The organism is Streptomyces sp. RKAG293 (assembly GCF_023701745.1).
In the GTDB taxonomy this organism is placed as follows: domain Bacteria; phylum Actinomycetota; class Actinomycetes; order Streptomycetales; family Streptomycetaceae; genus Actinacidiphila.
This window is the reverse complement of sequence record NZ_JAJOZB010000001.1, coordinates 7179052-7205516: the sequence shown is the minus strand read 5'-3', so window position 1 is coordinate 7205516 and position 26465 is coordinate 7179052. Positions and strand designations below refer to the sequence as shown.

The 26465-nt window shown below is 72.3% G+C and carries 24 protein-coding genes; 10 read left to right on the top strand and 14 right to left on the bottom strand.

The genetic code is table 11. From position 1 onward, the window contains the following. Positions 1-36 precede the first annotated feature (36 nt). Entirely contained in the window at positions 37-2769 is a 2733-nt protein-coding gene (locus LNW72_RS31920) for a fumarate reductase/succinate dehydrogenase flavoprotein subunit (RefSeq protein ID WP_250978535.1), read from the top strand. A gap of 180 nt (positions 2770-2949) precedes the next feature. Here LNW72_RS31920 and LNW72_RS31915 read toward each other — a convergent pair whose 3' ends face one another. Together LNW72_RS31915 and LNW72_RS31910 are read right to left on the bottom strand one after the other, a co-directional pair. After that, on the bottom strand, positions 2950-4971 hold the full coding sequence (locus tag LNW72_RS31915; RefSeq protein ID WP_250978534.1) for a M3 family metallopeptidase: 2022 nt from the start codon (positions 4969-4971) through the stop codon (positions 2950-2952). 155 nt (positions 4972-5126) lie between these two features. Continuing rightward, entirely contained in the window at positions 5127-5375 is a 249-nt protein-coding gene (locus LNW72_RS31910) for a DUF5302 domain-containing protein (RefSeq protein ID WP_250978533.1), read from the bottom strand. Positions 5376-5489: 114 nt separating this feature from the next. Between LNW72_RS31910 and LNW72_RS31905 the strand changes: the two genes are divergently transcribed. Continuing rightward, complete coding sequence (locus LNW72_RS31905; RefSeq protein ID WP_250978532.1) at positions 5490-6524, top strand: trans-acting enoyl reductase family protein; 1035 nt, start codon at positions 5490-5492, stop codon at positions 6522-6524. Between the two features lie 12 nt (positions 6525-6536). Here the strand turns inward: LNW72_RS31905 and LNW72_RS31900 are convergent, their stop codons facing one another. From LNW72_RS31900 to LNW72_RS31885, 4 genes are all read right to left on the bottom strand, one after another. After that, positions 6537-6800, bottom strand: coding sequence for a DUF6126 family protein (locus tag LNW72_RS31900; RefSeq protein WP_250978531.1), 264 nt, complete (start codon positions 6798-6800; stop codon positions 6537-6539). Beyond that, positions 6797-7423, bottom strand: a complete 627-nt coding sequence (locus LNW72_RS31895; protein WP_250978530.1) for an XRE family transcriptional regulator — start codon at positions 7421-7423, stop codon at positions 6797-6799. The genes LNW72_RS31900 and LNW72_RS31895 overlap by 4 nt, the downstream gene beginning before the upstream one ends. A gap of 84 nt (positions 7424-7507) precedes the next feature. Then, positions 7508-8530, bottom strand: coding sequence for a DUF6745 domain-containing protein (locus LNW72_RS31890; protein ID WP_250978529.1), 1023 nt, complete (start codon positions 8528-8530; stop codon positions 7508-7510). 72 nt (positions 8531-8602) lie between these two features. After that, a complete protein-coding gene (locus tag LNW72_RS31885; protein WP_250978528.1) occupies positions 8603-8929 on the bottom strand; it encodes a hypothetical protein in 327 nt (108 codons plus the stop codon). 161 nt (positions 8930-9090) lie between these two features. Between LNW72_RS31885 and LNW72_RS31880 the strand changes: the two genes are divergently transcribed. From LNW72_RS31880 to LNW72_RS31855, 6 genes are read left to right on the top strand one after another with little or no spacing between them, the layout of a single operon-like run. Then, a complete protein-coding gene (locus LNW72_RS31880; protein ID WP_250978527.1) occupies positions 9091-10047 on the top strand; it encodes an STM4015 family protein in 957 nt (318 codons plus the stop codon). Beyond that, positions 10044-10994: an STM4015 family protein gene (locus LNW72_RS31875; RefSeq protein ID WP_250978526.1), complete on the top strand. Its 951-nt coding sequence runs from the start codon at positions 10044-10046 to the stop codon at positions 10992-10994. Before LNW72_RS31880 ends, LNW72_RS31875 begins: the two co-directional genes overlap by 4 nt. Further along, positions 10975-12114 (top strand): STM4014 family protein, encoded by a 1140-nt coding sequence (locus LNW72_RS31870; protein WP_250978525.1) that lies wholly within the window; start codon positions 10975-10977, stop codon positions 12112-12114. Before LNW72_RS31875 ends, LNW72_RS31870 begins: the two co-directional genes overlap by 20 nt. Position 12115: 1 nt before the next feature. Continuing rightward, positions 12116-12928 (top strand): STM4013/SEN3800 family hydrolase, encoded by an 813-nt coding sequence (locus tag LNW72_RS31865; RefSeq protein ID WP_250978524.1) that lies wholly within the window; start codon positions 12116-12118, stop codon positions 12926-12928. Continuing rightward, positions 12925-14346 carry an STM4012 family radical SAM protein gene (locus tag LNW72_RS31860; RefSeq protein ID WP_250978523.1) on the top strand — a complete coding sequence of 474 codons (1422 nt, stop codon included), beginning with the start codon at positions 12925-12927 and terminating at the stop codon, positions 14344-14346. Before LNW72_RS31865 ends, LNW72_RS31860 begins: the two co-directional genes overlap by 4 nt. A gap of 38 nt (positions 14347-14384) precedes the next feature. Continuing rightward, positions 14385-15257 (top strand): STM4011 family radical SAM protein, encoded by an 873-nt coding sequence (locus tag LNW72_RS31855; RefSeq protein WP_250980400.1) that lies wholly within the window; start codon positions 14385-14387, stop codon positions 15255-15257. On the opposite strand, the gene LNW72_RS31850 is transcribed toward LNW72_RS31855, so the two are convergent. The 3 genes from LNW72_RS31850 to LNW72_RS31840 form a co-directional block, all read right to left on the bottom strand. Beyond that, complete coding sequence (locus LNW72_RS31850) at positions 15230-16036, bottom strand: SAM-dependent methyltransferase (RefSeq protein WP_250978522.1); 807 nt, start codon at positions 16034-16036, stop codon at positions 15230-15232. The genes LNW72_RS31855 and LNW72_RS31850 overlap by 28 nt on opposite strands. Positions 16037-16106: 70 nt before the next feature. Continuing rightward, positions 16107-16340: a DUF397 domain-containing protein gene (locus LNW72_RS31845; protein ID WP_250978521.1), complete on the bottom strand. Its 234-nt coding sequence runs from the start codon at positions 16338-16340 to the stop codon at positions 16107-16109. Between the two features lie 3 nt (positions 16341-16343). After that, positions 16344-17210: a helix-turn-helix transcriptional regulator gene (locus LNW72_RS31840; protein WP_250978520.1), complete on the bottom strand. Its 867-nt coding sequence runs from the start codon at positions 17208-17210 to the stop codon at positions 16344-16346. Between the two features lie 136 nt (positions 17211-17346). Here LNW72_RS31840 and LNW72_RS31835 point away from each other — a divergent pair, with 136 nt between their 5' ends. Beyond that, entirely contained in the window at positions 17347-17811 is a 465-nt protein-coding gene (locus LNW72_RS31835) for an ATP-binding protein (RefSeq protein WP_250978519.1), read from the top strand. An 89-nt stretch (positions 17812-17900) separates the two neighbouring features. Here the strand turns inward: LNW72_RS31835 and LNW72_RS31830 are convergent, their stop codons facing one another. Both LNW72_RS31830 and LNW72_RS31825 read right to left on the bottom strand, forming a co-directional pair. Then, complete coding sequence (locus tag LNW72_RS31830) at positions 17901-18692, bottom strand: SGNH/GDSL hydrolase family protein (RefSeq protein ID WP_250978518.1); 792 nt, start codon at positions 18690-18692, stop codon at positions 17901-17903. Between the two features lie 79 nt (positions 18693-18771). Beyond that, positions 18772-20871: an alpha-galactosidase gene (locus tag LNW72_RS31825; protein ID WP_250978517.1), complete on the bottom strand. Its 2100-nt coding sequence runs from the start codon at positions 20869-20871 to the stop codon at positions 18772-18774. 163 nt (positions 20872-21034) lie between these two features. On the opposite strand from LNW72_RS31825, the gene LNW72_RS31820 reads away from it, so the two are divergent. Further along, positions 21035-21889 carry a tyrosine-protein phosphatase gene (locus LNW72_RS31820; protein ID WP_374117364.1) on the top strand — a complete coding sequence of 285 codons (855 nt, stop codon included), beginning with the start codon at positions 21035-21037 and terminating at the stop codon, positions 21887-21889. A gap of 15 nt (positions 21890-21904) precedes the next feature. Here the strand turns inward: LNW72_RS31820 and LNW72_RS31815 are convergent, their stop codons facing one another. Genes LNW72_RS31815 through dxs form a run of 3 tightly spaced genes read right to left on the bottom strand, consistent with a single transcriptional unit; the run spans position 21905 to position 26461 of the window. Continuing rightward, the gene (locus LNW72_RS31815; RefSeq protein ID WP_250978516.1) at positions 21905-23107 is read right to left on the bottom strand and encodes a serpin family protein; all 1203 of its coding nucleotides are present in this window, start codon (positions 23105-23107) and stop codon (positions 21905-21907) included. Positions 23108-23124: 17 nt separating this feature from the next. After that, complete coding sequence (locus tag LNW72_RS31810; protein ID WP_250978515.1) at positions 23125-24549, bottom strand: aspartate aminotransferase family protein; 1425 nt, start codon at positions 24547-24549, stop codon at positions 23125-23127. Then, complete coding sequence (gene dxs / locus LNW72_RS31805) at positions 24536-26461, bottom strand: 1-deoxy-D-xylulose-5-phosphate synthase (protein WP_250978514.1); 1926 nt, start codon at positions 26459-26461, stop codon at positions 24536-24538. Before dxs ends, LNW72_RS31810 begins: the two co-directional genes overlap by 14 nt. Positions 26462-26465: the final 4 nt, after the last annotated feature.

Below are 26465 nucleotides of genomic sequence, written 5' to 3'. Positions count from 1 at the left end.
TGAACCGCCCCTGAACCGGCATGTGAAAGGCCCCCGATGGACATCCCCGCACTCCACGACGCCGAGGAACTCCGCTGCGACGTTCTCGTCATCGGCGGTGGCACGGCCGGCACCATGGCGGCCCTGACCGCCGCAGAGAACGGCGCGTCCGTGCTGCTGCTGGAGAAGGCGCACGTCCGGCACTCGGGCGCGCTGGCGATGGGCATGGACGGCGTCAACAACGCCGTCATCCCGGGCAGTGCGGAACCCGACGACTACGTCGCCGAGATCACCCGCGCCAACGACGGCATCGTCAACCAGGTGACCGTCCGGCAGACCGCCACCCTCGGCTTCGCCATGGTGCAGCGTCTGGAGCGCTACGGCGTGAAGTTCGAGAAGGACGAGCACGGCGAGTACGCGGTCCGGCAGGTGCACCGGTCGGGGAAGTACGTGCTGCCGATGCCCGAGGGCAAGGACGTCAAGAAGGTCCTGTACCGGGTGCTGCGGCGGCGCGAGATGCGGGAGCGGATCCGGATCGAGAACCGCGTCATGCCGGTGCGGGTGCTGACGTCCGGCGGGCGGGCGGTCGGGGCCGCCGGGTTCAACACCCGGACCGGGCGGTTCGTGACGGTCAGGGCCGGCGCGGTGATCCTGGCGACCGGCGCGTGCGGCCGGCTCGGCCTGCCGGCCAGCGGCTATCTGTACGGCACCTACGAGAACCCGACGAACGCGGGTGACGGCCATGCGATGGCGTACCACGCGGGCGCCGAGCTCAGCGGGATCGAGTGCTTCCAGATCAACCCGCTCATCAAGGACTACAACGGGCCGGCCTGCGCCTATGTCGCCAATCCGTTCGGCGGTTACCAGGTCAACCGGCACGGTGAGCGCTTCGTCGACTCCGACTACTGGTCGGGCCAGATGATGGCCGAGTTCGCCCGTGAGGTGGCCTCGGAACGCGGGCCCGTCTATCTCAAGCTCAGCCATCTGCCCGAGGAGTCGGTGGCCGCGCTGGAGACGATCCTGCACACCACGGAACGGCCGACCCGCGGCACGTTCCACGCCGGGCGCGGGCACGACTACCGCACCCATGACGTGGAGATGCACATCTCCGAGATCGGGCTGTGCGGCGGCCATTCCGCCTCCGGCGTGTGGGTCGACGAGCACGCCCGCACGACCGTCCCCGGGCTGTACGCGGCCGGTGATCTGGCCTGCGTGCCGCACAACTACATGATCGGGGCGTTCGTCTACGGCGATCTGGCCGGCGCGGACGCGGCCACCGCGCACGAGGTCTTCGAGGGCGAGCTGCCGGCCGACCAGCTGCGGGCCGCGCACGAGCTCGTCTACCGTCCGCTGCGCCACCCCGACGGGCCGCCGCAGCCGCAGGTCGAGTACAAACTGCGCCGGTTCGTCAACGACTATGTCGCCCCGCCGAAGAGCGGCGCACGGCTGTCGCTCGCGGTGGAGACGTTCCAGCGGATGCACGGCGACATCGAGTCGATGGGGGCCAGGACCCCGCACGAGCTGATGCGCTGCGCGGAGGTGTCGTTCATCCGCGACTGCGCTGAGATGGCGGCCCGCTCCTCGCTGGCCCGTACCGAGAGCCGCTGGGGGCTGTACCACGAGCGCACGGACCATCCCGTGCGCGACGACGCGGACTGGCTGCACCACCTCAACCTGCGCAAGGGCGCGCGCGGCGAGATGGAGTTCCTGACCCGGCCGGTCGCTCCGTACCTCGTGCCGGTGGAGGGCTTCGAGCCGGACGGCGGGCGGGCGGTGCGGGTGATCGGCGAGGTGCATCCGGAGCAGGTGGCCACGGCGGGGCCCCGGGACGTGGCACCGGTGGGCTCGGGGGCCGCTCCGGTACGCGCCGGCGGGCCGGTCGCCGCGGCTCCGGCGGCCGGCGGCGGATCGCCCCGGATCCTGGATCTGCTCGCGCTGGCCGACGCGCAGCCCGGGCTGTCCGACATCGAGCCGTATCTGGCGGACCCCGATCCGGCCGTGCGGCGTACCGCCGTGACGACGTTGACCGAGACGTCGCCGGACGGCACCGGCCCGGCGCTGGCCCGCGCGCTGGCCGACCCCGACGCGGGGGTTCGGGAGGCGGCGGCCGCGTCGCTGCTGGAGCTGGTCGAGGTCCTTCCGGCGGATGAGCAACTGCGAACGCCGCTGGTGGACGCCCTGGGTGTGGACGATCCGCGGGTCAGGGCGGCCGCGCTGTACGTACTGCGGGCGCTGCGGCTCGGCGACACGGCACTGTTCGGTGGCACGCTCGACGACCCGGACATCGAGGTGCGGATCGAGACCGTCCGCGCCCTGCTGTCGGTCGACGCCGTCGACGTCCTGGCGCGCGCCGCCGCCGATCCCTCCCGCGAGGTACGGGTCGCGGTGGCCAAGGGCCTGGGGACGGCCGACGGCGCGCTGCCCACGCTGAAGGGGCTGATCCAGGACGGGGACCCGCTGGTGCGGGCCGCCGCCCTGGAGGCGCTGGCGGGCGCGGGCTGCCCGCCGCCGCTGGACTCCGCGGCGGCGGCCGCCCTCGACGACCCGTCCTGGCAGGTCCGCAGGGGCGCCGCCGCCGCGCTGGGCGCCGCGGATCCCGCGCTCGCGCTGCCCGCCCTGCTGGCCGCCGTCCGCGATCCGCACGCCGACGTCCGCAAGGCCGTCGTCCTCGCGCTGCTCCCGCACGGGGGCGGCCCGGGACCGGTCCTTGCGGCCCTGGCCGCCGCCGCGGACGACACCGACGCCGACGTACGCGCCTACGCCCGGCGGGCGACGGGAGCGGCCGTCTGAGGGCTTCTGCGGAAAGGCCTAGGGTCTGTCGTCTGGATCTCCGTGGGGGAAGGAGCGGTGTCCGGTGCGTGCAGCTGCAAGGCGGAGGAGGGAGGCGACGCGGAGCGTCGTCGACCGACGACAACGCGGCAGATGTGCGTGCTGGACACCGCGACGCCGCGGAGATCCAGACGACAGGCCCTAGCCCGGCAGCAGCCCCCGGCGCACCAGCAGCGGCTCGATCCTCGGCTCGCGGCCGCGGAAGTTGCGGTAGGTGGTGAGGGAGTCCACGCTGCCGCCCTTGGAGAGCAGTTCCCGCCGGAAGGTGTCACCATTCGCCCGGCGCATGCCGCCGTTCTCCTCGAACCAGTCGACGGTGTCCGCGTCCAGGACCTCGCTCCAGATGTACGAGTAGTAGCCCGCGCTGTAGCCGTTCGAGAAGACGTGGGAGAAGTAGGTCGAGCGGTAGCGCGGCGGGATCGCGGGGACGGCGATCCCGGCGGCCTTGAGGGCCGCGGCCTCGAACGCCTGGGCGTCGCCCGGGTCGCTGCCCGCCCCGATCGTGTGCCAGGCCCAGTCGAGGAGGGCGGCGCCCAGGTACTCGACGGTCCTGAAGCCCTGGCCGAACGCGTCGGCCTCCGCCATCCGCTCGATGAGCTCGGCCGGCAGCGGCTCGCCGGTCTCGTGGTGCTTGGCGTAGTTGGCAAGCACCTCGGGCCGCAGCGCCCACATCTCGTTGACCTGGGACGGGTACTCGACGAAGTCCCTGGGCACCGCGGTCCCGGCGAAGAACGGGTATTGGACGTCGGAGAACAGCCCGTGCAGCGCGTGCCCGAACTCGTGGAAGAGGGTGTTGACCTCGGCGAAGGTCAGGAGCGCCGGCTCACCGGGGGCGGGCTTGGCGATGTTGAGGTTGTTCACCACGACCGGGCGGGTGCCGAACAGTCCCGACTGACCGACCAGCGCGTTCATCCAGGCCCCGCCGCGCTTGGAGCCGCGCGCGAAGAGGTCGGCGAGGTAGAGGCCCAGCGGCGTCCCGTCCTCCTCGGACACCTCGAAGACCCGGACGTCGGGGTGGTAGCCGATGAGGTCGGTGCGCTCGGCGAAGCGCAGCCCGTAGACCTGCGAGGCGGCGAAGAACACCCCGTCGTGCAGGACCCGGTCGGCCTCGAAGTACGGGCGCATGACGGCGGCGTCGAAGGCGTACCGCTCCTTGCGCACCTGCTGCGAGCGGTACGCCCAGTCCCAGGCCTGGATGGGGCCGGTGTCGCTGACGGCGGCCAGCGCGGCGGCCTCCCGCTCGGCCATGGCGACGGCCGGCGGCACGAGCCGGTGCAGCATGCCGGTGACGGCCTCGGTGGTCAGCGCCGTCTGGTCGGCGACGACGTACGCGGCGTGGCTGTCGTAGCCGAGCAGCGCGGCCCGCTCGGCGCGGAGCGTCGCCATGCGGACGGCGAGCTTGCCGTTGCCCTTGGCGCCCCGGCCCAGTGAGCGCTCCAGGAGCCGCTCGCGCACCTCGCGGTCGTCGAGGGAGGCGAGTTCCGTCTGGTTGGAGAAGTTCTTCAGGCTGATGACGTACTTGCCGTCGTGTCCGCGGGCCCGGCCGTTCTCGGCGGCGGCCGAGACGGCGTCGTCCGAGAGCCCGGCGAGCTCCTCCGGGCCGTCCAGCACCAGGGCCGCGTCGCGGGTGTCGTCGAAGACGTTCTGCTGGAAGGAGGTGGCGGCGGTGGCGAGTTCGCCGTTCAGCTCACGCAGCCGCTGCTGGTCCTCGGGGGAGAGCTGGGCGCCGGCCCGCAGGAAGGTGGTGTGATACCGCTCCAGCAGCCGCAACGACTCCGCGTCCAGACCGAGTTCGGCGCGGTCGTCGTGGAGCGACGCGACCCGCGCGAACAGTCCGGCGTCGAGGTGGATCGCATCACTGTGCGCGGCGAGCCGTGGGTTGAGCTGCGCTTCCAGTTCCTGCACGGCCGGGTTGGTGTCGGCCGAGGACTGGTTGAAGAACACGTTTCTGACGCGCCGCAGCAGGGCCCCGGATCGCTCCAGCGCCACGATGGTGTTCTCGAAGGTGGGCGGCTCCTGGCTGCCCGACACCGCCGCGACCTCTTCCAGCTGCTCCGCGAGGCCTCGCTCGAACGCCGGGAGATAGTGCTCGTCGCGGATCTCGGCGAACGGCGGCAGCTCGTACGGAAGCGGGCTCGGGCTGAAGAATGGATTCGTCGTCACCCGTCCGACCCTACGCCGCCGCCCTGCTTCCACCGGAGGACGAGGGGGATCGTCCGGACACCCCTGTCAGGCAGATCCCCGACGGCCGTGGGGCGGGCTCGGGAAAACGAGCCCGCCCCACGGCCGTGGGCAAGGAAGGGTGCGGGTCGTACGGATCAGCCGCCGCTCTTGCGGCGGAACTCGCGCTGTCCGCCGGCTCGCCCGTGGGCACCGTGGATCTTCGAGCTGTCCGGCCCGCCGCCGGCGGCAGCGGCGCTCTTGTTGCCTCCGCGCTTGCGCTCCAGGGCTTCACGGAACTTGCGCTTGACCTCGTCCTCGGCCGGCTCGGCCGCGGCGGACGCGTCCGCAGTGTCGGGCACCTCGGTCGCCTCGGTCGCCTCTTGGTCTGATGCCTCGGCAGTCATGGGGGCCTCCTGGTTTCGTTCGGTTACGGCCCAAGCCTCGCATGCCCGGCCGCGTACGACACACTGCAATACCGGCGGCGCGACGCCGGACCGCTCTCAGGAAGGACGTGTTCCATGACCTGGATGCTGTACGGCGCCACCGGATATACCGGACGCCTGATCGCCCGGCGGGCCGCGGCCCGTGGTGAACGGGTGGTACTGGCCGGCCGCAGCATCGCCAAGGTAGCGCCGCTCGCGGCGGAACTCGGCCTCGAACACCGCATTTTCGGCCTTTCCGACCCGGTCGCCCTCCGGCGCGCACTGGAGGGCGTCGAGTCGGTCGCCCACTGCGCGGGCCCGTTCTCGGCTACGGCGCTGCCGATGGCGCTCGCCTGCATCGAGACCGGGACGCACTATCTGGACATCACCGGCGAGATCGATGTCTTCGAGCAGCTGCACGCCCTTGACGGGCGGGCCCGCGCCGCCCAGGTCGTCCTGCTGCCGGGCGCGGGCTTCGACGTCGTGCCGACCGACTGCCTGGCCGCCACCGTCGCCGCGGCCCTGCCCACCGCGAACCGCCTCGACCTGGCGATCCTGGTCGGCGGGACCGCGAGTCCCGGCACCGCCAGGACCGCGATCGAGGGGCTGCCCGACGGCGGGCGGGCCCGGATCGACGGCACGATCAGCGCGGTGCCGATGGGCTGGCGCCGTACCAGGGCGGCGTTCCCCTCCGGGCCGCGGATGGTCACCTCCATCCCCTGGGGTGACGTCAGTACCGCCTTCCACTCGACGGACATCCCCAACATCACCACCTACATGCCGCTGCCGCCCGGCGCCGCCGCCTTCAGCAAGGTGATGCGGCTGCGCCCGGCGCGGGTCCTGGCGCACGCCGCCGTCGGCGCTCTGGTGCGCGGACCCAGTGCGAAAGCGCTGGCCGGAACGCGTTCCGAGGCCTGGGCGCGGGCGAGCGACCCGGAGGGGCGCAGCGCCCAGGCGACGGTGACGATGCCGAACAGCTACGAGCTGACCGTCGAGTCGGTGCTGCGGATCATGCCCCGGCTGGCCGGTCTGCCGCACGGGTCGCAGACGCCGTCCCGGGCCCTCGGCGCCGGTTTCATCACCGAGTTCAGCGGCGTCACGCTCACGGAGTCGGGAGCCAAGCGCGGCTGATGACGGTGCGGCTCAGTTGCCGTGCGCGCCGAGTACGAACAGCAGCCAGATGAACCCGGCCAGCAGGTGCGCGACGACCACGTAGACGAGGACGCGCAGGACCACGGCCCGTTCCTTGCGCCGCTCGCTGCCCTCGCTGGTACGCAGCTCCGGGGCGAGCGGTTCGTGGCGCGGGCGGCCGGTGGCGGTGTTGGTGGCGGTGTCGGCGGCTGCGGCGCGGACCGGGGTGGTGCCGGTGCCGCTGGGGGTGGTTTCGGTGGGGGCGGTGTCGTTCATTTCGGGGCGTCCGCTCTCTTCGGGTCCTGCGTGTCCTGCGGGGTGATGCACAGGCCGGCCGCCTCGCTCTGCATGAGGGTGTGCAGGAAGAGCAGGTCGACCCCTTCGGGGGAGGCGGCGGCGAGGCGGTGCGGCACCAGCGAGTCGAAGTGCGCCGCGTCGCCGGCGTCCAGCAGGTGGGTGTTCTCCCCGAGGGAGAGCCGCAGCCGGCCGGCGGTGACGTAGAGCCACTCCTCACCGGGGTGCACGCGGACCAGCCGGTCCTGCGCCTCGGGCGGTACATGGACCCGCAGCGCCTGCATGGCCCGGCCGGTGCCGCCGGCCCGCCAGTAGGTCCAGCCTCCGGCGGGCACCGGTGCCATGCTGTCGCCGCGTACGATGGGGAACGGTTCTGCGGTCGTCTCCCCCAGCAGGTCCGAGACGGTCGTGCCGTACAGCCGGGCCAGCCCGAGCAGTACGGGAAGCGACGGCTGCCGGAGCCCGGATTCCATCCGCGACAGATGCGCGGCGGAGAGCTCGAGCCGCCGGGCGGCGGCCTCCAGGGTGAGGCCGGTACGACGGCGCTGTTCCTTCAGCCGGGGGGCGAGGAGCAGCGTCTCCGCGGACGCGATGTCGGTGTCCATGCCTTTGATGGAACAGCATGCCTTGCCTCTCGGGCAAATCTTTTGCCCGAGAGGCAAATCACCCCCGGCCGCTCCTCAGCCCCCTCAGGTCTGCCGCTCGGGCAGATAGCCGTCCGCGTCCAGCCCGAAGGTCCAGGCGACGCCCTCCCGGGCGGTCCTGGTCCGCGGCGGGACCCGCAGCCAGTACGTCCGGTGCGTGCCGTCCGGCTCCGGGGTGGAGTTGACCACCTCGACCATCACCACCGCCTCGTCGTCGTCCAGCTCGATCCGCCACAGGATCCCGGTCTCGTCCCGGGCCACCGGCCTGGCACCGGACTCCGCGAGATAGCGGTCGTAGCCGTAGTACTCCAGCATCACGCGGCGCAGCTCGGCGTTCTCCTCGGTCCGTATCCGGGCCGGGGTGAGGTCCGCGAGGCCGGCGAGGAATGCGGCCGGCACCGGCATACCGCGCCAGGCGTGCAGGGCGAAGCCGTCGGGGAAGGCGAGCGCGGGCCCGTCGCCCCGGTCCAGCCGGCCCGCCTCGTCCCGGTGCAGTTCCACCGGCCGCTCCGCTATCACCACGACCCGCTCGTACGGCCACCACCAGCCGGCGGCGCGGGCCACCGCCGAGACGCCTTCGAGCGTCCCGGCCTCCTCGTCGAAGGCGGCCAGCCACGCCGCGTCCTGCTGGCCGAGCACCGCGTCCAGCAGCACCAGGCGGACGGCGGCCGCGCCGGCCGGCTCCTCGCTGAGCGCCTCCACCACACCGGTGCGGATCCGGTCGGCGAGCGAAGCCGTCGAGTCCCACAGCTGGCCGCCGGTCAGCGCCCACCGCTCGGCCCAGCCCGCGGGGCCGAGCGCCGCGTGCCGGCGCTGCCGCTCCGCCGCCCACGGGCGCGTCCGCACCGCGTCCCGCACGCAGCGTCCCGTACCGTCCTCCGCCACCAGCCGCATCGCGGTCGCGGCGGCCTCCAGCGGCGAGCCGGTCCACACGACGCGCTCCGGTGCCGGGAGTCCGGCCTGCCAGTACGCGAGCTGTATCCCCGCCTCCGCCGCGGCGCGGTCCGCCGCCCCGGTCTCCGCCGCGATCGCCCGCCAGCGCGCCGCCGTCTCCAGTGCCGTCGTCATTCCGTCCGTCCCCGCCCCTCGTCCTCGGTCACTTGCACTCCCCCGCCGGTCGCGCGGCACCGCCGCGCACCGTCAGTCCGCCACGACGCGTACGGCGCCGGGCACGTACTCGCGCTGCCGCACCACCCGGAACCAGCCCTTGGGCAGCGGTATCGCCGCGTGCTCCTCGTGCACCACCCGCCCGCCGTCCGGGAGATGGAGGAACGCGTCGCCGAACGGCCCGGGCTCGCGGAGCAGGGTGCCGGGCCCGACGACCGCGTGCGCGTGCCCGGTCACCTCGCCGAGCGCGAGCACCAGCCGCCCCTTTCCGTCCCGTGGCTGGCGCGCCAACGCCTCGACTCCGCGCGGCGGTTCCCCCGCCTCCAACGGCATGATCAACACGTCCCCCTGCCGGTACACAGCACGCTCCCCTCCGCCGTCCGCACCCTGCGGCGGCCGATGTCCCGAAGCTACGTGGCCGGTCTGACAACGCCCGCCGTCCGCGTTGTCAGTGCGGCTTGGTAGAACTCTTCCCAGATCAGTCGTCAGACCCGTCCCGCCCGTGTCAGGAGACCCGCGTCATGTCAGCCGTAGAGCATCTGCAGGAGTTGCACGGCCTTCCTGCCTTCGACTTCCCCGGGCCCGACAGCAAGGACGAGCTGCCCGCGCCGGAGACCGTCGCCTGGCGGCTCGCCGCGGATCCCTACGACGACGACTCGGACGAGGAGTTCGGGGACGTCTGGGACCGGTTCCTGGACACGGTGGATCCCTCCCGGGTGCGGGCGATCATCATCGGCCAGTGGGGCGAGGCCTACGAGGAGGACTCCACCGGGATCGTCGAGGACCTCGTCGACGCCAAGGACCAGCTGACCGCGCTGGAGGCCGTGTTCATCGGTGACCTGGAGCAGGAGCAGGCCGAGATCTCCTGGATCGAGCAGTCCGACGTCACTCCCGTCCTGGCGGCCTATCCGGAGTTGCGGGAGTTCGGCGCCCGTGGCGGCACCGGTCTGCTGTTCCCGGCGGTGCGGCACGAGCACCTGCGCACCCTGACGTTCGAGGCCGGCGGCCTGCCCGCCGAGGTCGTCCGCGGTATCGCGGCGAGCGAGCTGCCCGCGCTGGAATACCTGGAACTGTGGCTCGGCGTCGAGGAGTACAGCGGCACCGCCACCGTCGCCGATCTCGCCCCGATACTGGCCGGCGGCGGCTTCCCCGCGCTGCACCATCTGGGGCTGCGCAACAGTGAGATCCAGGACGAGATCGCCGCCGCGGTCGCCGCCGCCCCGGTGGTGGCCCGGCTCAGCTCCCTCGACCTGTCCCTGGGCGTCCTCACCGACGAGGGTGCGACCGCGCTGCTGGAGGGCCAGCCCCTCACCCATCTGCAGTGGCTCGACCTGCACCACCACTTCCTCAGCGACCCGATCGCCGCGCGGCTGCGCGACACGCTGGTGCCCGCCGGCGTCGAGGTCGACCTGTCGGAACCGGGCCGCAGCTGGAACAACGACGGTGTCGTGCACCGCTTCACGGCGGTGGCGGAATGAGGGACACCTTCGCCGGCCTGCCGGTTCACGCCCTGACGCATCCGGCCGGCCCCGTGGACGGCCTGCCGGCCGCGGACAGCGTCGCCTGGGGGCTGGAATGCGGTTACGGCGCCGACACCGCGTTCCCCGAACTGTGGCGCGGCTTCCTGGACACGGTGGACACCGAGCGGGTCACCGCCCTGGTGATCGGCTCCTGGTGGGACGGCGACTACACGAGCCTGGGCCCGGTGGTGGAGCTGATCACCTCCGACGCGGCCCGGCTGCCCGGCCTGCGCGCGCTGTTCCTCGCCGATGTGGAGGGCGAGTCCTGCGAGATCTCCTGGCTGCGGATGGCCGACATCACCCCCGTGGTGGAGGCCTTCCCGCTCCTGGAGGAACTGGGAGTGCGCGGCGGCAACACCGGGGACGACGCCCTGGTCCTGTCGCCGGTGCGGCACACCGCGCTGCGCGTGCTGCGGTTCGAGTCCGGCGGGCTGCCGGGGAGCGTCGTGTGTGCCGTGGCCGCGAGTGAGCTTCCCGCCCTGGAGCACCTGGAATTGTGGCTGGGCGTCGAGGAGTACGGCGGGGACTCCACGGTCGCCGACCTCGCCCCGGTGCTGGCCGGCGGCCGCTTCCCGGCCCTGCGCCATCTCGGGCTGCAGAACAGCGAACTGCAGGACGAGATCGCCGCGGCCGTGGCCGCCGCCCCGGTCGTCGCCCAGCTCACCTCGCTCGGTCTCTCGATGGGTGTGCTCAGCGACGAAGGCGCCGCCGCCCTGCTCGGCGGGCAGCCGCTCACCCATCTGACCCGTCTCGACCTGAGTCACCACTACCTGAGCGACGCGGTCATGGAGCGCGTCAGCAGTGAACTGGGCGCCGCCGGGGTGACGGTGGACCTCTCCGAACAGGAGAGCGCGGAGGATGAGGACGAGGACGAGGAGTGGCGCTATGTCGCCGTCTCCGAGTAGCTCCACCGTCCGCTCCGACGTCCGCTTCGCCGTCGTCGGCAATCCCGGCAACCGCCGGGTGACGATGTTCGCCGACGCCGTGCGAGCCGCCGGACTCCCCGCGCCCCGGCTCGTGGCCTGGCGCGATGTGCTGCGCGGGGCGTACGGGTTCACGCCGGGCGAGATCGTGCGGGTGGACTCCCCCGGCGAGGACCCGGAGGTCGACCGGGCGCTGCGCGGCGGCGGCGATCCGACCCGTGTCGAGGGCAGTGCCGTCTGGTACCGGCGGTTCACCGGCGCCGTACGGGAAGTGGCGCGGGCCGCGGTGGAGGCGGGCGCCACGCTGCTCGACGATCCGCAGGACGTCGCCGTGCTGTTCGACAAACGGCGCTGCCACGCCCGGCTGCTGGCGGCCGGCGTCGCCGTACCGCCCGCGCTCACCGCGCCCGTGCGCGGCTGGGACGACCTCAGGGAGCAGTTGCGCGCGGCGCGCATGCCGCGCGCGTTCGTCAAGCCCGCGCATGGCTCGTCCGCGTCGGGCGTGATCGCCCTGGAGTTCGGCGGGCCCGGCCGGCTCCGGGCGACGACGTCGGTGGAGCGGACCACCGACGGACGGCTCTTCAACTCGCTGCGCGTTCGGCGCTACGAGGACGAGCGCGAGGTCGCCGCGCTGGTGGACGCGCTGGCCGGGGACGGGCTGCAGGTGGAGCGCTGGCTGCCCAAGGCGGCGCAGTACGGCAGGGCCGCCGATCTGCGGGTCGTCGTCGTGGACGGCAGGGCGACCCACGCGGTGGTGCGCACCAGCCGCTCCCCGATGACCAATCTCCATCTCGGCGGCGCCCGTGGGGACCTCGATGCGGCGCGCGCCGCCACCGAAGCGGCCGGACTCGGCTGGGAGAGGGTGACGGGCATCGCCGAACAGGCCGCGGCCTGCTTCCCCGGAACGCTCTGCGTCGGGGTCGACGTACTGCCCGGCACCGGCTGGCGGCGCTTCGCCGTCGGCGAGGTCAACGCCTTCGGCGACCTGCTGCCCCGTCTGACGGGCCTGCCCGGCAGCGGCGCCGAGGAGCAGGACACCTACGCCGCCCAGGTGGCCGCCGTCCTACGCAGGGAGCGCCACCGTGCCACAGCCGCCGCTTGAGATGAACGAGATCGTAGGCAGTCACGACCTGCTGCTCGTCACCCTGGACACCCTGCGCTTCGACGTGGCCCAGGAGCTGGCGGCCGCGGGCCGGATCCCGCATCTCGCCGCCCGTCTGCCCGTCGGCGGCTGGGAGCGGCGGCATGCGCCGGGCAGCTTCACGTACGCCTCCCACCAGGCCATCTTCGCCGGTTTCCTGCCGACTCCGGCCACCCCGGGACCGCATCCGCGGCTCTTCGCGGCCCGCTTCGCCGGCAGTGAGACGACAGCGGACGGCACCTATGTGTTCGACACACCCGACCTGGTGTCGGGTCTGGCGGCGGCCGGGTACCGGACGGTGTGCATCGGCGGCGTCGGCTTCTTCAACAAGCAGGCGCCCCTGGGGTCCGTGCTGCCCGGGATGTTCCAGGAGAGCCACTGGGAGCCGGAGTTCGGCGTGCCCTCCCCCACCTCCTTCGAGGCGCAGATCACCCGCGCCGAGGAGGTCGTCGCCGGGCTGCCCGACGAGCAGCGGCTCTTCCTCTTCGTGAACGTCTCGGCACTGCACCAGCCCAACTGGTTCCATCTGCCCGGCGCCACCCGCGAGGCGGGCGACTCCCGCGCGACGCACGCCGCGGCGCTGGAGTACGTGGACCGGCACATCGGCCGGCTGTTCACGGCGGCGAGCAGCCGCCGCCCCTGCTTCGCGATCGTCTGCTCCGACCATGGCACCACGTACGGCGACGACGGCTTCACCGGCCACCGGCTCGGCCATGAGGCCGTCTGGACCGTCCCCTACGCCCACTTCTTCCTTGAGGCCGAGGCACAGCGATGAGCACCACGACGATCGACCCCGCGACCTCCACCGACACCGGCACCGACACCGACACCGGCACCGGCACCGGCACCCGGCCGTACGAGAGCTACGTCTACGCCTACCCGCACAAGACCGCGTACCGGAAGCTGCGGGACCGGCCGCCGCTGCGCGACCTGTGGGCGGGCGAACCGGTGGGCGCGCTCTCCCTCTACGCCCACATACCGTTCTGCGAGGTGCGGTGCGGCTTCTGCAACCTCTTCACCCGGATCGGCGCCCCCGAGGGGCTCACCACCCGCTATCTCGACGCCCTGGAGCGCCAGGCGGGCGCGGTCCGCGAAGCGCTCGACGCGTCCGGCGGCGAACCGCGGTTCGCGGCGGCGGCCTTCGGCGGCGGGACACCGACGTTCCTGGACGCCGCCGAGCTGGAGCGGCTCTGCGACATCGCCGAACTGCGCATGGGCGCCGACCTGCGGGCGATCCCGCTGTCGGTCGAGGCGTCGCCGGCCACGGCGACCGCCGACCGGCTGGCGGTCCTCGCCGACCGCGGCACGACCCGACTCAGCCTCGGGGTGCAGAGCTTCGACGACACCGAGTCGCGCGCGGCGGTCCGCCCGCAGCGGCGCGCCGACGTCGAGGCGGCGCTGTCCCGGATCCGCGGCGCCCGCATCCCCGTCCTCAACATCGACCTGATCTACGGCATCGACGGCCAGACCGAGCGCAGCTGGCAGCGGTCCCTGGACGCCGCCCTCGCCTGGCAGCCCGAGGAGCTGTACCTCTACCCGCTCTACGTACGCCCGCTGACCGGCCTCGGCCGCCTGAGCAGCGGCATGGGTACTGACACGGCCGACGCGGAGACGGCGTGGGACGAGCAGCGGCTGCGCCTGTACCGGTTCGGCCGTGACCACCTCCTGGCCCAGGGCTACGAGCAGGTGTCGATGCGGATGTTCCGCCGCCGGGGCGCGCCCGCCACCGGCGGAGAGGACTACGCATGCCAGACCGACGGCATGATCGGCCTCGGCTGCGGCGCCCGCTCGTACACCTCCGCGCTGCACTACTCCTTCGACTACGCGGTCGGCATGAGTGAGATCCGGGGGATCATCGACGACTACACCACCCGCTCCACCCAGCAGTTCGCCGTCGCCGAGTTCGGCCGGCGAATGAACGGGGACGAGCCCCGCCGCCGCCATCTGCTGCAGTCGCTGCTCCAGGCCGGGGGCATGCCGGTGGACGACTACCGGGCACGCTTCGGCACCGGCCCTGAGCAGGACTTCCCCGTCGAGCTCGGCCGGTTCGCCGCCGCGGGCTGGCTCGACGGTACGGCCGCCCCCGAGCGGCTGCGGCTGTCCGCGGAAGGGCTGGCGCACTCCGACGCGGTCGGCCCCGCCCTGTTCTCGGACCCCGTCCGCGCCCTCATGGCCGAGTACGACGCGAAATGAGCACTCCCACGGCCGACCCGAACGACGCACCGACCCCGATGGACCTGTCGATCCTCTACCGCGGTCCGCTCGCGAGCTGCGACTACGACTGCCCCTACTGCCCGTTCGCCAAGCGCCGCGACAGCCGGGAGCAGTTGCGCGCCGACCGCGCCGCCCTGGAGCGCTTCGCCGGCTGGGCCACGGCACAGACCGGCGACCGGCTGTCGCTGCTCTTCACGCCCTGGGGCGAGGGCCTGGTGCGCTCCTGGTACCGGCGCACCCTCGCGGAGCTGAGCCACCTGCCGCACATCCGGCGGGTGGCGATCCAGACCAATCTCAGCTGCCGCACCGACTGGCTGGAGGACGCCGACCCCAACACCCTCGCACTGTGGTGCACCTACCACCCCGGCCAGACGCCGTACGACCGGTTCCTCGCCAAGTGCCGGGACCTGGCGGACCGCTCGGTCCGGCACAGCGTGGGCGTCGTCGGCCTCCCGGAGCATCTCGCCGAGGCCCGGCGGCTGCGCGCCGACCTTCCCGACCATGTCTATCTGTGGATCAACGCGGCCGAGGGGCACACGTACACGGACGCCGAAGCGGACGGGTGGACGGCCATCGACCCGCACTTCCCCTACAGCCGGCACCCGCACCGCAGCGCGGGACTGCCCTGCCGCACCGGCGAGTCGGTGATCTCGGTGGACGGCGAAGGCACCGTCCGCCGCTGTCACTTCGTACCCGCCGAGCTCGGCAACCTCTACGACGGCTCGTACCGCCGGGCGCTGCGGCCGCGGGCGTGCCCGCTCGCCGTCTGCGAGTGCCACATCGGCTACGTCCATCTGGAGTCGCTCCCGTTGTACGACACCTTCGCGGGCGGCGTGCTGGAACGGATCCCCGCGCCACGCGTTCAGCTCTTGCGGGCCACTCCGCCGTAGAACCCGACCCGGCTGACCTCATCGGCCGTCGGGCCCGCTCCGTCGGGCCGCCACAACGGGACCTGTACCAGGCCGGGTTCGAGAAGGTCGAATCCGTCGAAGAAGGGCTCGATGTCGACGCGCTTGCGCACGTTCAGGGTGGCGGTGGCCTTTTCGTAGATCTTGCTGACCTCGGGGAAGCTGCCACCGTGGAAGTCCGCCGTGGCGTGCGACATCACCAGGTAACTGCCCGCGGGCAGTGCGTCGCGCAGGGTGGCCACGATGCCGGCCGGGTCCTCCTCGTCGGTGACGAAGTGCAGGACGGCGATGAGCAGGACGGCGACCGGCTGGTCGAAGTCGATCAGTTTGCCGATGGCCGGGTGGTCCAGGATGGTGCGCGGCCGGCGCACGTCACCGAGGAAGAACTCGGTGTTCCCGCTGCCGGTCATCCTGGCGCCGGCGTGCGTGGCGACGATCGGGTCGTTGTCGACGTAGGCCACCCGCACATCGGGCGATACGGCCTGCGCCACCTCGTGGGTGTTCGGTGAGGTGGGAATGCCGGTGCCGATGTCGATGATCTGGCGGATGCCCCGCTCCGCCAGGAAGCGCACGCTCCGGTGGAGGAAGTGACGGTTGGCGCGCGCCCCCGGGATGATGTCGGGGAGGACGTCGATGACCCGCTGCGCGGCCATCCGGTCGACCTCGTAGTTGTCCCAGCCGCCGAGGTAGAAGTCGTACATGCGGGCCGGGTGCGGCATGCTGGTGTCTATCTCGTCGACGGGAAATCCCTGGTCGGTCACGCCGTCCTCCGGTTCGGTTCTGTTCGCCCGGCCGCGGCAGCGACGGCGGTGCGCATGATGGTCACGACCGTCACAGGAGGAAGTCCGCTTCGCCGGCCTTCGCGCCCTGGATGAACGTGGAGATCTCAAGATCGGTGTAGATCAGCGCCGGGCCGTCGGGGTCGGTGGACTGGCGCAGCGCCACCCGGCCGTCGTTCAGTTTCTTGGCTTCGACGCAGCTGCCGCCGTTGCCGCCGCTCCACGGCTTCCGCCAGCCCTCGTGACCGAGGTCCTTCGCGGGCATGCCGTTGTATATGCGACCCATGGGTCAGATCTCCTTGCGAATGCCACCGAGGATGGCCTTGGTGCTCTGTGCCGGCGCGGCCTGCGCGCACATCCGGTCCAGCGCCTCCAGAAAGGCCGACACGTCGTCGCGTTCGTCGAAGTACGCGCCACCGATCAGGCTCTCGGTGTAGGCGATGTCCGGGAGTTCCTGGATCTCGAACCGGAAGATGTGGAAGGGCCCGTACATCGCGGAGTGCGGGCCCGCCGTGAACGGCATCACCTGCAGCCGGACGTTGGGCAGCTCGGTGAGCTCGGCCAGGTGCGCGATCTGGGCGCGCATGACGTCCACGCCGCCGATGGGACGGCGCAGCACCGTCTCGTCCATCACGACCCACAGCAGGGGTGCCTTCTCCCGGGTGAGCAGCGCCTGGCGCTCCAGGCGCAGTGCCACCAGGCGGTCGATCTCGTCGACGGAGGCGTGCGGCAGGCCGGCCCACAGCACCGCACGCGTGTACTCCTCGGTCTGCAACAGCCCGGGTACGTAGTGCGGCTCGTAGGCGCGGATGATGCTGGCCTCGCCCTCCAGGCTGACGAAGGCGCTGAACCACTCCGGCAGGACGTCCCGGAAGCGGTGCCACCAGCCCGGCCGGTTCGCCTCGCGCGTGAGCGCGAGAAAGCCGCTGACCTCGGTGGGAGACGTGACTCCGTAGGTCTGCAGCAGCTTCTCGACGTAGGGCAGTTTGAGGCCGACCTCGGCCTTCTCCATCCTGCGGATCGTGGCATGAGTGACATCGAGAGCCAGACCGGCCTGCTCGTAGGAGAGGCCCGCCTTCTCCCGCAGGTCCTGGAGTCGTTTGCCGAGCACCACCCGCAGTACGGTCGGGGCGCCTCCCGGCCGTGCTTCCGCCACGAGTCTCCTCCTCCAACTTCCCTCGGTGGTACGCAGTGTGCCATGCCGTCAGTGGACCGAACAGACCGTACAGGCGATTGTGTAATTTACAGATCGGACCTTGCCATGTGTTCGGCGCGACCCTCATAGTTGCGGAGTGGCTGCTTCCCAAGACGCTCTCCGGGTAGCACGTCATGACGGCCCGGTCCATCCCGGCCGCCATGACGTCTTCCGGCTGCCCGCGCAGAACGCCTCCGTGGCGGACGCGCGCGGACGCGTCCGCGCGCGTCTGCGGGACTGGGGGGTGGATCTCGAAGTCACCGACGACGCGGGGCTGGTGGTGACGGAGCTGTTCACCAACGCCGTCCGCCACACCGACAGCGAGAAGATCACCTGTTCGCTGCTGGCTCTGGGCCGGGTGCTGCGCGTCGAGGTCACCGACCAGGGGCACGGGCGGACCGAGCCGCGCACCCGCACCGCCGATGTCGACGAGGAGTGCGGGCGCGGACTGCTGCTCGTCAGCGTTCTGGCGCAGTCCTGGGGGGTGGGCCCGGCCGAGGACGGCGAGGGGCGCGTGGTCTGGGCCGAGCTGCCCTGCCCGCCCGCCCGCCGGCACCCCTGACCGTCCCCACGCCGCTGCCCGACCGTTTCCCGAACCGCCGCCTCCGACCGCCCCGCTGCCGACGGCCCGTGGCGACTCCCGCCCACTGCCTACAGCGGCAGCAGGTCAGGACGCTTGGGCTCGACGTGGTCGCCGGAGGATTCGCCGCGCAGCCGGCGGCCGATCCACGGCACCAGGTGCTCGCGGGCCCAGTGGATGTTGTCGCGCCGTACCTCGCCCGGTGCGCGCACCGGCTCCGGCTCCCAGGCCTGCTCGGGATCGGCGCACACGGGGAGGCCCAGCACCTGCGCCGCGCGCAGCGCGACCAGGGTGTGGCCCTCCGGGGACAGATGGAGCCGGTCGCCGCTCCACGCCCGCCGGTCCTGCACCGAGCGCAGCGACCACAGGTCGAGCACCGGGCAGTCCTGGCGGTCCGCGATCGACCGGACGTGCGCCGTGTACGTCGCGATCTTGCCGCGCAGATGGCGCAGCACCGGGACGTCACGGGTGTCGAAGCCGGTGCAGATCAGCACCGTGCCGACCGAGGAGTTGAGGTCGGCGACGGCCGCCTCCAGCCGCTCGGCCACATCGTCCGGGTCGCTGCCCGGCCGGAGGATGTCGTTGCCGCCCGCGCAGAACGTCACCAGGTCCGGTGCGAGCTCCTTGGCGCGTGGTACCTGCTCGGCCACGATCTGGTCGAGCAGCCGGCCGCGCACGGCGAGGTTGGCATAGCGGAAGTCGTGTTCGGCTCGCCGATCGGCGAGTTGAACGGCCAGGCGGTCGGCCCAGCCGACGAAAGCGCCGTCAGGACCAGGGTCGCCGACGCCCTCGGTGAAGCTGTCCCCCACCGCGGTGTACGACCCGATCGCGCCACTGTTGTCTGTTTTCGAATCGTCAGCCACGGCAGCCCATACTCCCCTTCCGGAAGTGACCTACGCCATCGTAACCGGGGGTTGACGCGGCGTGATTTAGAACACGAGGTCATATTCCGCGCAGCCGGAATACGGCCGCGTCCAGGTCGCCGGCCAGCCCGGTCCGCAGTCCGCGGGTGGCCAGCACGGCGCCGCGGTGCACGGTTCCGGTGGCGGGATCCCGGTACGCGGACGCCGGGTCGAGGCCGCGCAGCCGCAGCGGCGGCTGCGGTTCGCCGAAGGACTGGGAGTGCAGCCAGGCGAGGACGACGATCTCGTCGCCGTGCACGTACTGCACGGCGCTGAGGCCGCCGTCGCCGGGCGCGCGCAGCCGGTACAGGTCGCCGTACTGCACGACGGGCCGGATCGCCTTGTAGAGCTCGACCCAGTCCGCGGCCTCGGCCAGCTCCCGCTCGCTCCACGCCGTCAGGTCGCCGCCGACGCCGAGCACCCCGGCCATGGCGCTCACGAAGCGGAAGCGCAGGCTGCTGACCCGGTGGTTGAGTATGCGGTTGGGGCTGTCGGTGACCCAGGCGGCCATCACCCGGGCGGGGTGCAGCTGACTCAACCCGTACTGGATCGGCAGCCGGTCCAGCGGGTCGGTGTTGTCCGAGGTCCACACCTGGTCGGTACGGGACAGGATCCCGAGGTCCACCCGGCCGCCGCCGCCCGAGCAGGACTCGAAGGCGACGCCGGGGTGCGCGGCCCGCAGCCGGTCGAGCAGCCCGTACAGCCCGTGCACATGGTCGACCCACAGCCGCTGCGGGTAGGGCTCACCGGGCCAGCCGGCGTCGGTGAAGCACCGGTTGAAGTCCCACTTCACGTAGTCGACGGGGGCGCTGTGCAGCAGCGCGTCCAACTGCTCCCAGAGGTACTCGCGCACGTCCTCGCGGGCGAGGTTGAGGACGAGCTGGTTGCGGAACTCGGTACGGCGCCGTCCGCTGTGGTGCTGCACCCAGTCCGGGTGCGCGCGGTACAGGTCGCTGTCGGCGTTGACCATCTCCGGTTCCACCCAGATGCCGAACCGCATGCCGAGGGCGTGCACCTCGTCGGCGAGCGGCTTGAGTCCGTTCGGGAACCGGTCGGGGTTGGCGGTCCAGTCGCCCAGTCCGGCGCGGTCGCTGGTCCTGGCGCCGAACCAGCCGTCGTCGACGACGAAGAGCTCGACGCCCATCGCAGCGGCCCGGCGGGCGAGTTCGCGCTGCTGCTCCTCGCCGACGTCGAAGCGGGTCGCCTCCCACGAGTTGTAGAGCACCGGCCGTGGCTGTTCGGCGTCCGGGATCACGTGGGCCAGCTGGTGGGCGTGCCAGGCGCGGCTCGCGGCGCCGAAGCCGCCGTCGGTGTAGAGCCCGGCGAAGACCGGGGTGGTGAAGGACTCCCCCGGCTCCAGCCGCAGCAGTCCCGCGTCGTCGTGTCCGGCGCCGCCGGTGGCCTGCACCCGGCCGTCGGGCAGTTGCTGCACGGCGATGCGCCAGGAGCCGGACCAGGCGAGCGCGGCGGTCCACACCTCGCCGTGCTCCTCGCCGGCGTCGCCCGCGTCGAGGCCGATCCACGGCAGGTGGTGGTGGCCGGTGTGGCCGCGCCGGCTGCCGATCATCTTCTCGCCCGCGGTGAGCCCGGTCCTGGCCAGCCGGGTCTCGGCCGCCCAGCGGCCGTGCAGGTGCGACAGCCGCCACCCGTCGCGTTCCGGCAGGGTCCAGGCGGCGGAATCGGCGCGCAGCAGCTCGACGGGGCCGGTGTGCCCGTTGGCCACGTGGGTGGCGGTGGTCCAGCGCTCGACGACGTCGGAGCCTGTGCGGACCCGGTAGTGCAGGGTCAGGTCGAGATGGTGGACGGAGTCGTGGAAGTGCAGCCGCAGCTCGTCGTCCTCGGTCTCGGCCTCCTCGAAGCACCATTCGGTGCCGCGCGCCGTGGCGTCACGGACCGACAGCGCGGGCCGGACGAAGCGCGGGCCGCCTTCGACGGGGTACTCCTCGTGGCCGTCGAGCGGTGACTCGAAGGAGCTCCCGCCGGGGAGCGGTTCGGCGGCCAGTGCCTCGGCGTCGGCGAGCTGGATCCGGGCGCCCCAGTGCAGGTGGAGCAGCTCGTCGCGCTCGGTCAGATGCACGGCGTAGCTGCTGCCGGGACCGGAGAGCAGCCACAGCCGCCCGGTTCCGCTCGTCTCAATCATCAGAACTCCCCTTTTCCGATCACGTCCGAACATCGTCACGCGCGCGGGAGCCGAAGGCAATGGCGCCGCGGACACATACCGGCCGGTACGTCAGCGGACCCGGTGTCGTATCGTCGGCTGAGGTTCAGCCCCGAGCTCTGAGCCGTGACCCGAAGGAGCGCCGGTGACCCAGCAGCTGCCGCAGACCCCCGCCACCGACACCGAAGCAGGGACCGGCACCGCGCCCGGTGCCGAGCCGGTACTGACCGGTGTCCGAAACTTCCGTGACGTGGGCGGTCTCCGGGCCGCCGACGGTCGCCGGGTCCGGCCGGGGAAGCTGTTCCGCAGCGGTCACCTCGCGCACACCACCGACGAGGACGCGGCCTTCCTGGCCACCCTCGGCCTGCACACGGTCTTCGACTTCCGCAACGCCGACGACATCAGGATGGAAGGCCCCGACGTCGATCTGCCGGGAGTCCGCAACGTCAACATGCCGCTCAGCGACCCGGCTCACGGCGCCGACTTCTGGCACACCGTCCGTGACGGCGACCTGGACGCGCTGCGCGACGCCCTCGGCGACGGCAAGGGCGCCGAGCGGATGACCACCGCCTACCGGCAGCTCATCCTGGACCGCACCGCCCAGCACAGCCGCATGCTGGAACTGCTCGCCGAGGAGCCCGCCGTCCCGGCCCTGCTGCACTGCGCCGCGGGCAAGGACCGGGCCGGCACGTCGATGGCGATCATCCTGCTCGCCCTCGGCGTGGAGCGCGCCGACATCGAGGCCGACTACCTGGAGAGCAACGCCGCCCACCGCCGCTACAAGGTCCAGCGCGGCGACGGCGCCACCGGCTCCGCCATCGACCCGGAGATCATGAAGCTCCTCAGCCCGCTCTTCGAGGCCCGGCTGGAGTACCTCGCCGCCGCCTTCGACACCATCGAAGAGCGCTGGGGCTCCGTCGACCGCTATCTGTCGGAGGGCCTGGGCTGTACGGAGGAGCGGCGCGCGCGACTGCGCGAGCTGCTCCTCACGGACGCCTGAGACGCGACCGCCGGGTCACCAGCCGCCCCGGCCCCACCGCTCGTCGATGACCGCGTCGTGCGGGTCGGTGACCCAGCCCGCGGTCAGCACCAGCCCGGTGGCTCGGTGCACGGCGAGGAAGCCGAAGGGGCGGTCGAAGGTCACGGCCACGAACTTCGCCTTCTGCTGCGGTACCCCGCCCGCGACCATGGAGAATGCGGTCACGGCCGCGGCCACGAAACCCTCCGCGCTGAACGAGGCCGTGATCGACTGCCGTGCGCCGCCCACCGCCAGCGGCACCTCGCTGACCCCCGGGAAGTGACCCCGGCTCGTGTCTCGGGCCGCTGCGAGACCGAACAACTCCGCACGCTGCAGCAGGTCGTGGTCGTCGCTGACGGTGAAGGCGGCGGTCGTCGTGTACAGCTGTGGGTCGGAGCTGAAACTGGTGATCTTCCGGATCGCGACTCCGGGCCCCGGGAGGCCCTCGGCCAGCCGCCCGCCGGGTACCACCTCGTACGCCCCGGCCAGCACCTCGGTACCCGCCCGGAGCACGTCCCCGGCCGCGGCGGTCTCCTCGCCGAGCAGCAGGCGGACGTCGATGCCGTTCGCACCCTTGACGTCCAGGACGGTGAGCGCTCCCGCCGGGGTCGCCGCGACGCCCAGCAGACCCAGATCGGACCCGGACCGGGACAGCCCCGCGACCTTGCGCTCCGCCCAGGGGCCGCGCTTCGGCTCCAACGTCCTCGGGGTGAACGGCTGCTGCCATTGGGTCTGTACGCACAGCGCGCTGGCGAGCACCATCAGCGTCGAGGCGTCCAGCTCGACGGGCATCTCCTCGATCAGGCCGTGGGTGTTACGGGCGGCCCAGGCGTCGAGTTCCTTGCGGTCCACGGCCGCGTCGCCGGTCAGCCGGCCGGCGACGCCGAGCGGAAGCCGCTCCACCCACTCCTCGCGCAGCGGCACCTCCCGCTTCGTCCACACACCCAGCGCCGTGTCGATGCCGTCGGCCGCGCCCAGCGCCTCCAGCAGCGCGCGGCCGTGCTCGACGGCCTGGTCCGCGGGCACGCCGAGCGCCTGCTCGAGCTCGGCGCGGGCCGGGCCGTCCGCCGCGCCGCCGAGGAAGGCCAGCAACGGCCAGACGCCGACCGCGCTGAACGCGGTGCCGTTCCCCGGCGTGACCGCCACCCCCGCCCATCGCGCCGTCAACGCGTTGACCGCCCGCACCGTCGCCGTGTCCATCACTCGCCACCCCGTTCTCACCGATTGGCGACCGCCTGCTTGACCAGCGTCCGCCCGAAGTCCCACATCAGCCCGCCGCCACCGTGCGCGTCGTCCATCACGGCGGTGAACGCCTCGACGAAGCGGTCCACGTCCGACTCGTCGATGATCAGCGGAGGGATCAGCTTAATGACTTCGAGGTGGTCGCCCGAGACCTGCGTGAGGATCCGGTGCCGCTGCAGCAGCGGGACCACCACCATCTGCGCGAACAGGCCCTTGCGGGCGGCCTGCAGCATCGCCCAGCGGCTGCGCAGGCCGAGTGAGGTCGGCTTGCCGAACTCGATCCCGATCATCAGGCCGCGCCCGCGCACCTCGCGCAGCAGCTCGTAATGGTCGACGAGGGCGGCCAGCCGGGTGCGCAACAGGTCGCCGGTGTGCCGGGCGTTGGCGACGACGCCCTCGTCGTCCATGACGGACAGGGTGGCGAGCCCGGCCGCCATCGCCTGGGCGTTGGAACCGAAGCTGGCGGAGTGCACCAGGACCCGGTCCATCGAGGAGTAGACCTTCTTGAAGATCCAGTCCTTGCCGAGTGTTGCGCTGACCGGCACATAGCCGCCCGACAGCGCCTTGGAGACGCACAGCAGGTCGGGCTCGACCCCGGCCTCGTGCTGGTAGGCGTAGAAGTCGCCGGTCCGTCCGAGGCCGGTCTGCACCTCGTCGGCGATCAGCAGCGCCTTGTGCTGGTGCAGCAGCTCCTGCGCCGCGCGGAGGTAGCCGGGCGGGGCCTCGTGGACGCCCTTGCCCTGGATGGGCTCCACGATCAGTCCGGCCACGTCGCCGCGCTTCAACTCCCGTTCCAGCGCGTCCAGATCGCCGAGCGGGATCGCGGTGTCGGGCAGCAGCGGGGCGAAGCCGTCGCGGAAGCCGTCCTCGCCGTTGACGGACAGCGAGCCCGTCGTCAGCCCGTGGAAGGCGTGCGAGCAGTACAGGATCCGCGGCCTGCCGGTGGCGTAGCGGGCGAACTTCAGCGCGGTCTCGACGGCCTCGGTACCGCTGTTGCCGAAGAACACCCGGTCCAGGTGCGGGCTGTAGGTGAGCAGCTTCTCGGCGAGCAGTCCTGGCAGCGGCTGGCAGTCGAAGCGGGTCAGGTCGGCGAGCCCCGCGTCCAGGACGTCGTGCAGCGCCTTGCGGACGACGGGGTGGTGCCGGCCCAGGCCCATCACCCCGAAGCCGGCGAGCATGTCGAGGTAGTCCTGGCCCTCGGCGTCCCAGAAGTGCGCGCCCTCGGCCCGCTCGTAGACCTTGTCGAAGCCGATGGTGTGCAGCATGCGCGGCAGTTGGTGGTTGAGGTGCCTGGTGTGCAGGTCGTAGCGCTCGCCGCCGCGTTCGGCGAGGAGGGTCGCGAGGTCGAAGCCCTTGGCCACGGGTGGTGGCTCTACGGGCTGCGACTCAGACGGTGTCATCGGGTGCCAGCTCCTTGATTGCGTCTCGCACGTCGCCGGCCCCGTTGCGGCGGGCGAGCGTGGCGCTGATCCGGCCGGCGATCTCGGCCGGGGTGAGTCCGATGTCGGCGAGCACTTCGCCGCGCTTGGCATGGGCCAGGAAGTCCTGCGGGATGCCGAAGTCGCGCAGCGGTACGTCGACGTCCGCGTCCCGCAGCGCCTGCGCGACGGCCGAACCGACGCCGCCGGTACGGCTGTTGTCCTCGACGACCGCCACCATGCGGAACCCGGCGGCGAGCGGTGGCAGCGCGGCGTCGACCGGTTTGACCCAGCGGGGGTCGACGACCGTGACGCCGAGGCCGCGCTCGTCCAGCAGGTCCGCGACCGCCAGGCAGGTGCCGGCGAGCGCCCCGACCGATACCAGCAGCACGTCCTGGCGAAGGCCGCGGCGCAGGACGTCGAGGCCGCCGATCCGCTCCAGGGACGGCACCGCCGCACCGACCGTCTCCTTGGGGAACCGGACGACGGTGGGCGCGTCATCGACGTCCACGGCCTCACGCAGCTGGGCGCACAGCTGGTCGGCGTCGCGCGGCGCGGCGATCCGCAGCCCGGGGACGACCTGGAGGATCGACATGTCCCACATGCCGTTGTGCGAGGCGCCGTCCACGCCGGTGACGCCCGCCCGGTCCAGCACGAACGTCACACCGCACTTGTGCAGCGCCACATCCATCAGCACCTGGTCGAACGCCCGGTTCAGGAACGTCGCGTACACGGCGACCACCGGGTGCAGGCCGCCGGTGGCCAGGCCCGCCGCCGAGACGGCGGCATGCTGCTCGGCGATGCCGACGTCGTAGACCCGCTGCGGGAACGCGGCGGCGAACGCGCCGAGCCCGACGGGTTGCAGCATGGCCGCGGTGATGGCGACGACGTCCGGGCGCTCCGCGCCGATCCGCAGCATCTCGGCGCCGAAGACCGAGGTCCACGAGGGGCCGCTGGACGGCGCGAGCGGCTCGCAGGTGAGCGGGTTCATGGCGCCGACGGTGTGGAAGCGGTCGGCCTCGTCCTGCTCCGCCGCCGCGTAGCCGCGGCCCTTCTGGGTCAGGCAGTGCACGAGCACCGGCCCGTGGAAGCGTGCGGCGCGGCGCAGCGCGGACTCGACGGCCGCGATGTCGTGCCCGTCGATCGGTCCGACGTACTTCAGCCCCAGGTCCTCGAACATGCCCTGCGGGGCGAAGGCGTCCTTGAAGCCCTTCTTCGCGCCGTGCAGGGACTCGTAGAGCGGCTGGCCCACCACCGGGGTCCGCTGCAGCAGGTCCTTGCCCCAGGCGAGGAAGCGCTCGTAGCCGTCGGTGGTGCGCAGCGTCGCCAGATGGTTGGCGAGGCCGCCGATCGTCGGCCCGTAGGAGCGCTCGTTGTCGTTGACGACGATGATCAGCGGCCGGTCCTTGGCCGCGGCGATGTTGTTCAGCGCCTCCCAGGCCATCCCGCCGGTCAGCGCGCCGTCACCGATGACCGCGACCACATGGTCGGGCCGGCCCAGCACCTGGTTGGCCTTGGCGAGGCCGTCGGCCCAGCCCAGCACCGTCGAGGCGTGGCTGTTCTCGATGACGTCGTGCTCGGACTCGGCGCGCGACGGATAGCCGGACAGGCCGCCCTTGCCGCGCAGCTTCGAGAAGTCCTGCCGCCCGGTGAGCAGCTTGTGGACGTAGGACTGGTGACCGGTGTCCCACAGGACGCGGTCGGCGGGCGAGTCGAAGACCCGGTGCAGGGCGATGGTCAGCTCGACCACGCCCAGGTTGGGTCCGAGATGGCCGCCGGTCCTGGCCACCGCCTGTACGAGGAAGTGGCGGATATCGGCGGCGAGTTCGTCGAGCCGGGATTCGGGCAGTGCCTTCAGGTCGCGCGGGCCCCGGATGTTCTCCAGTATCGACACGATG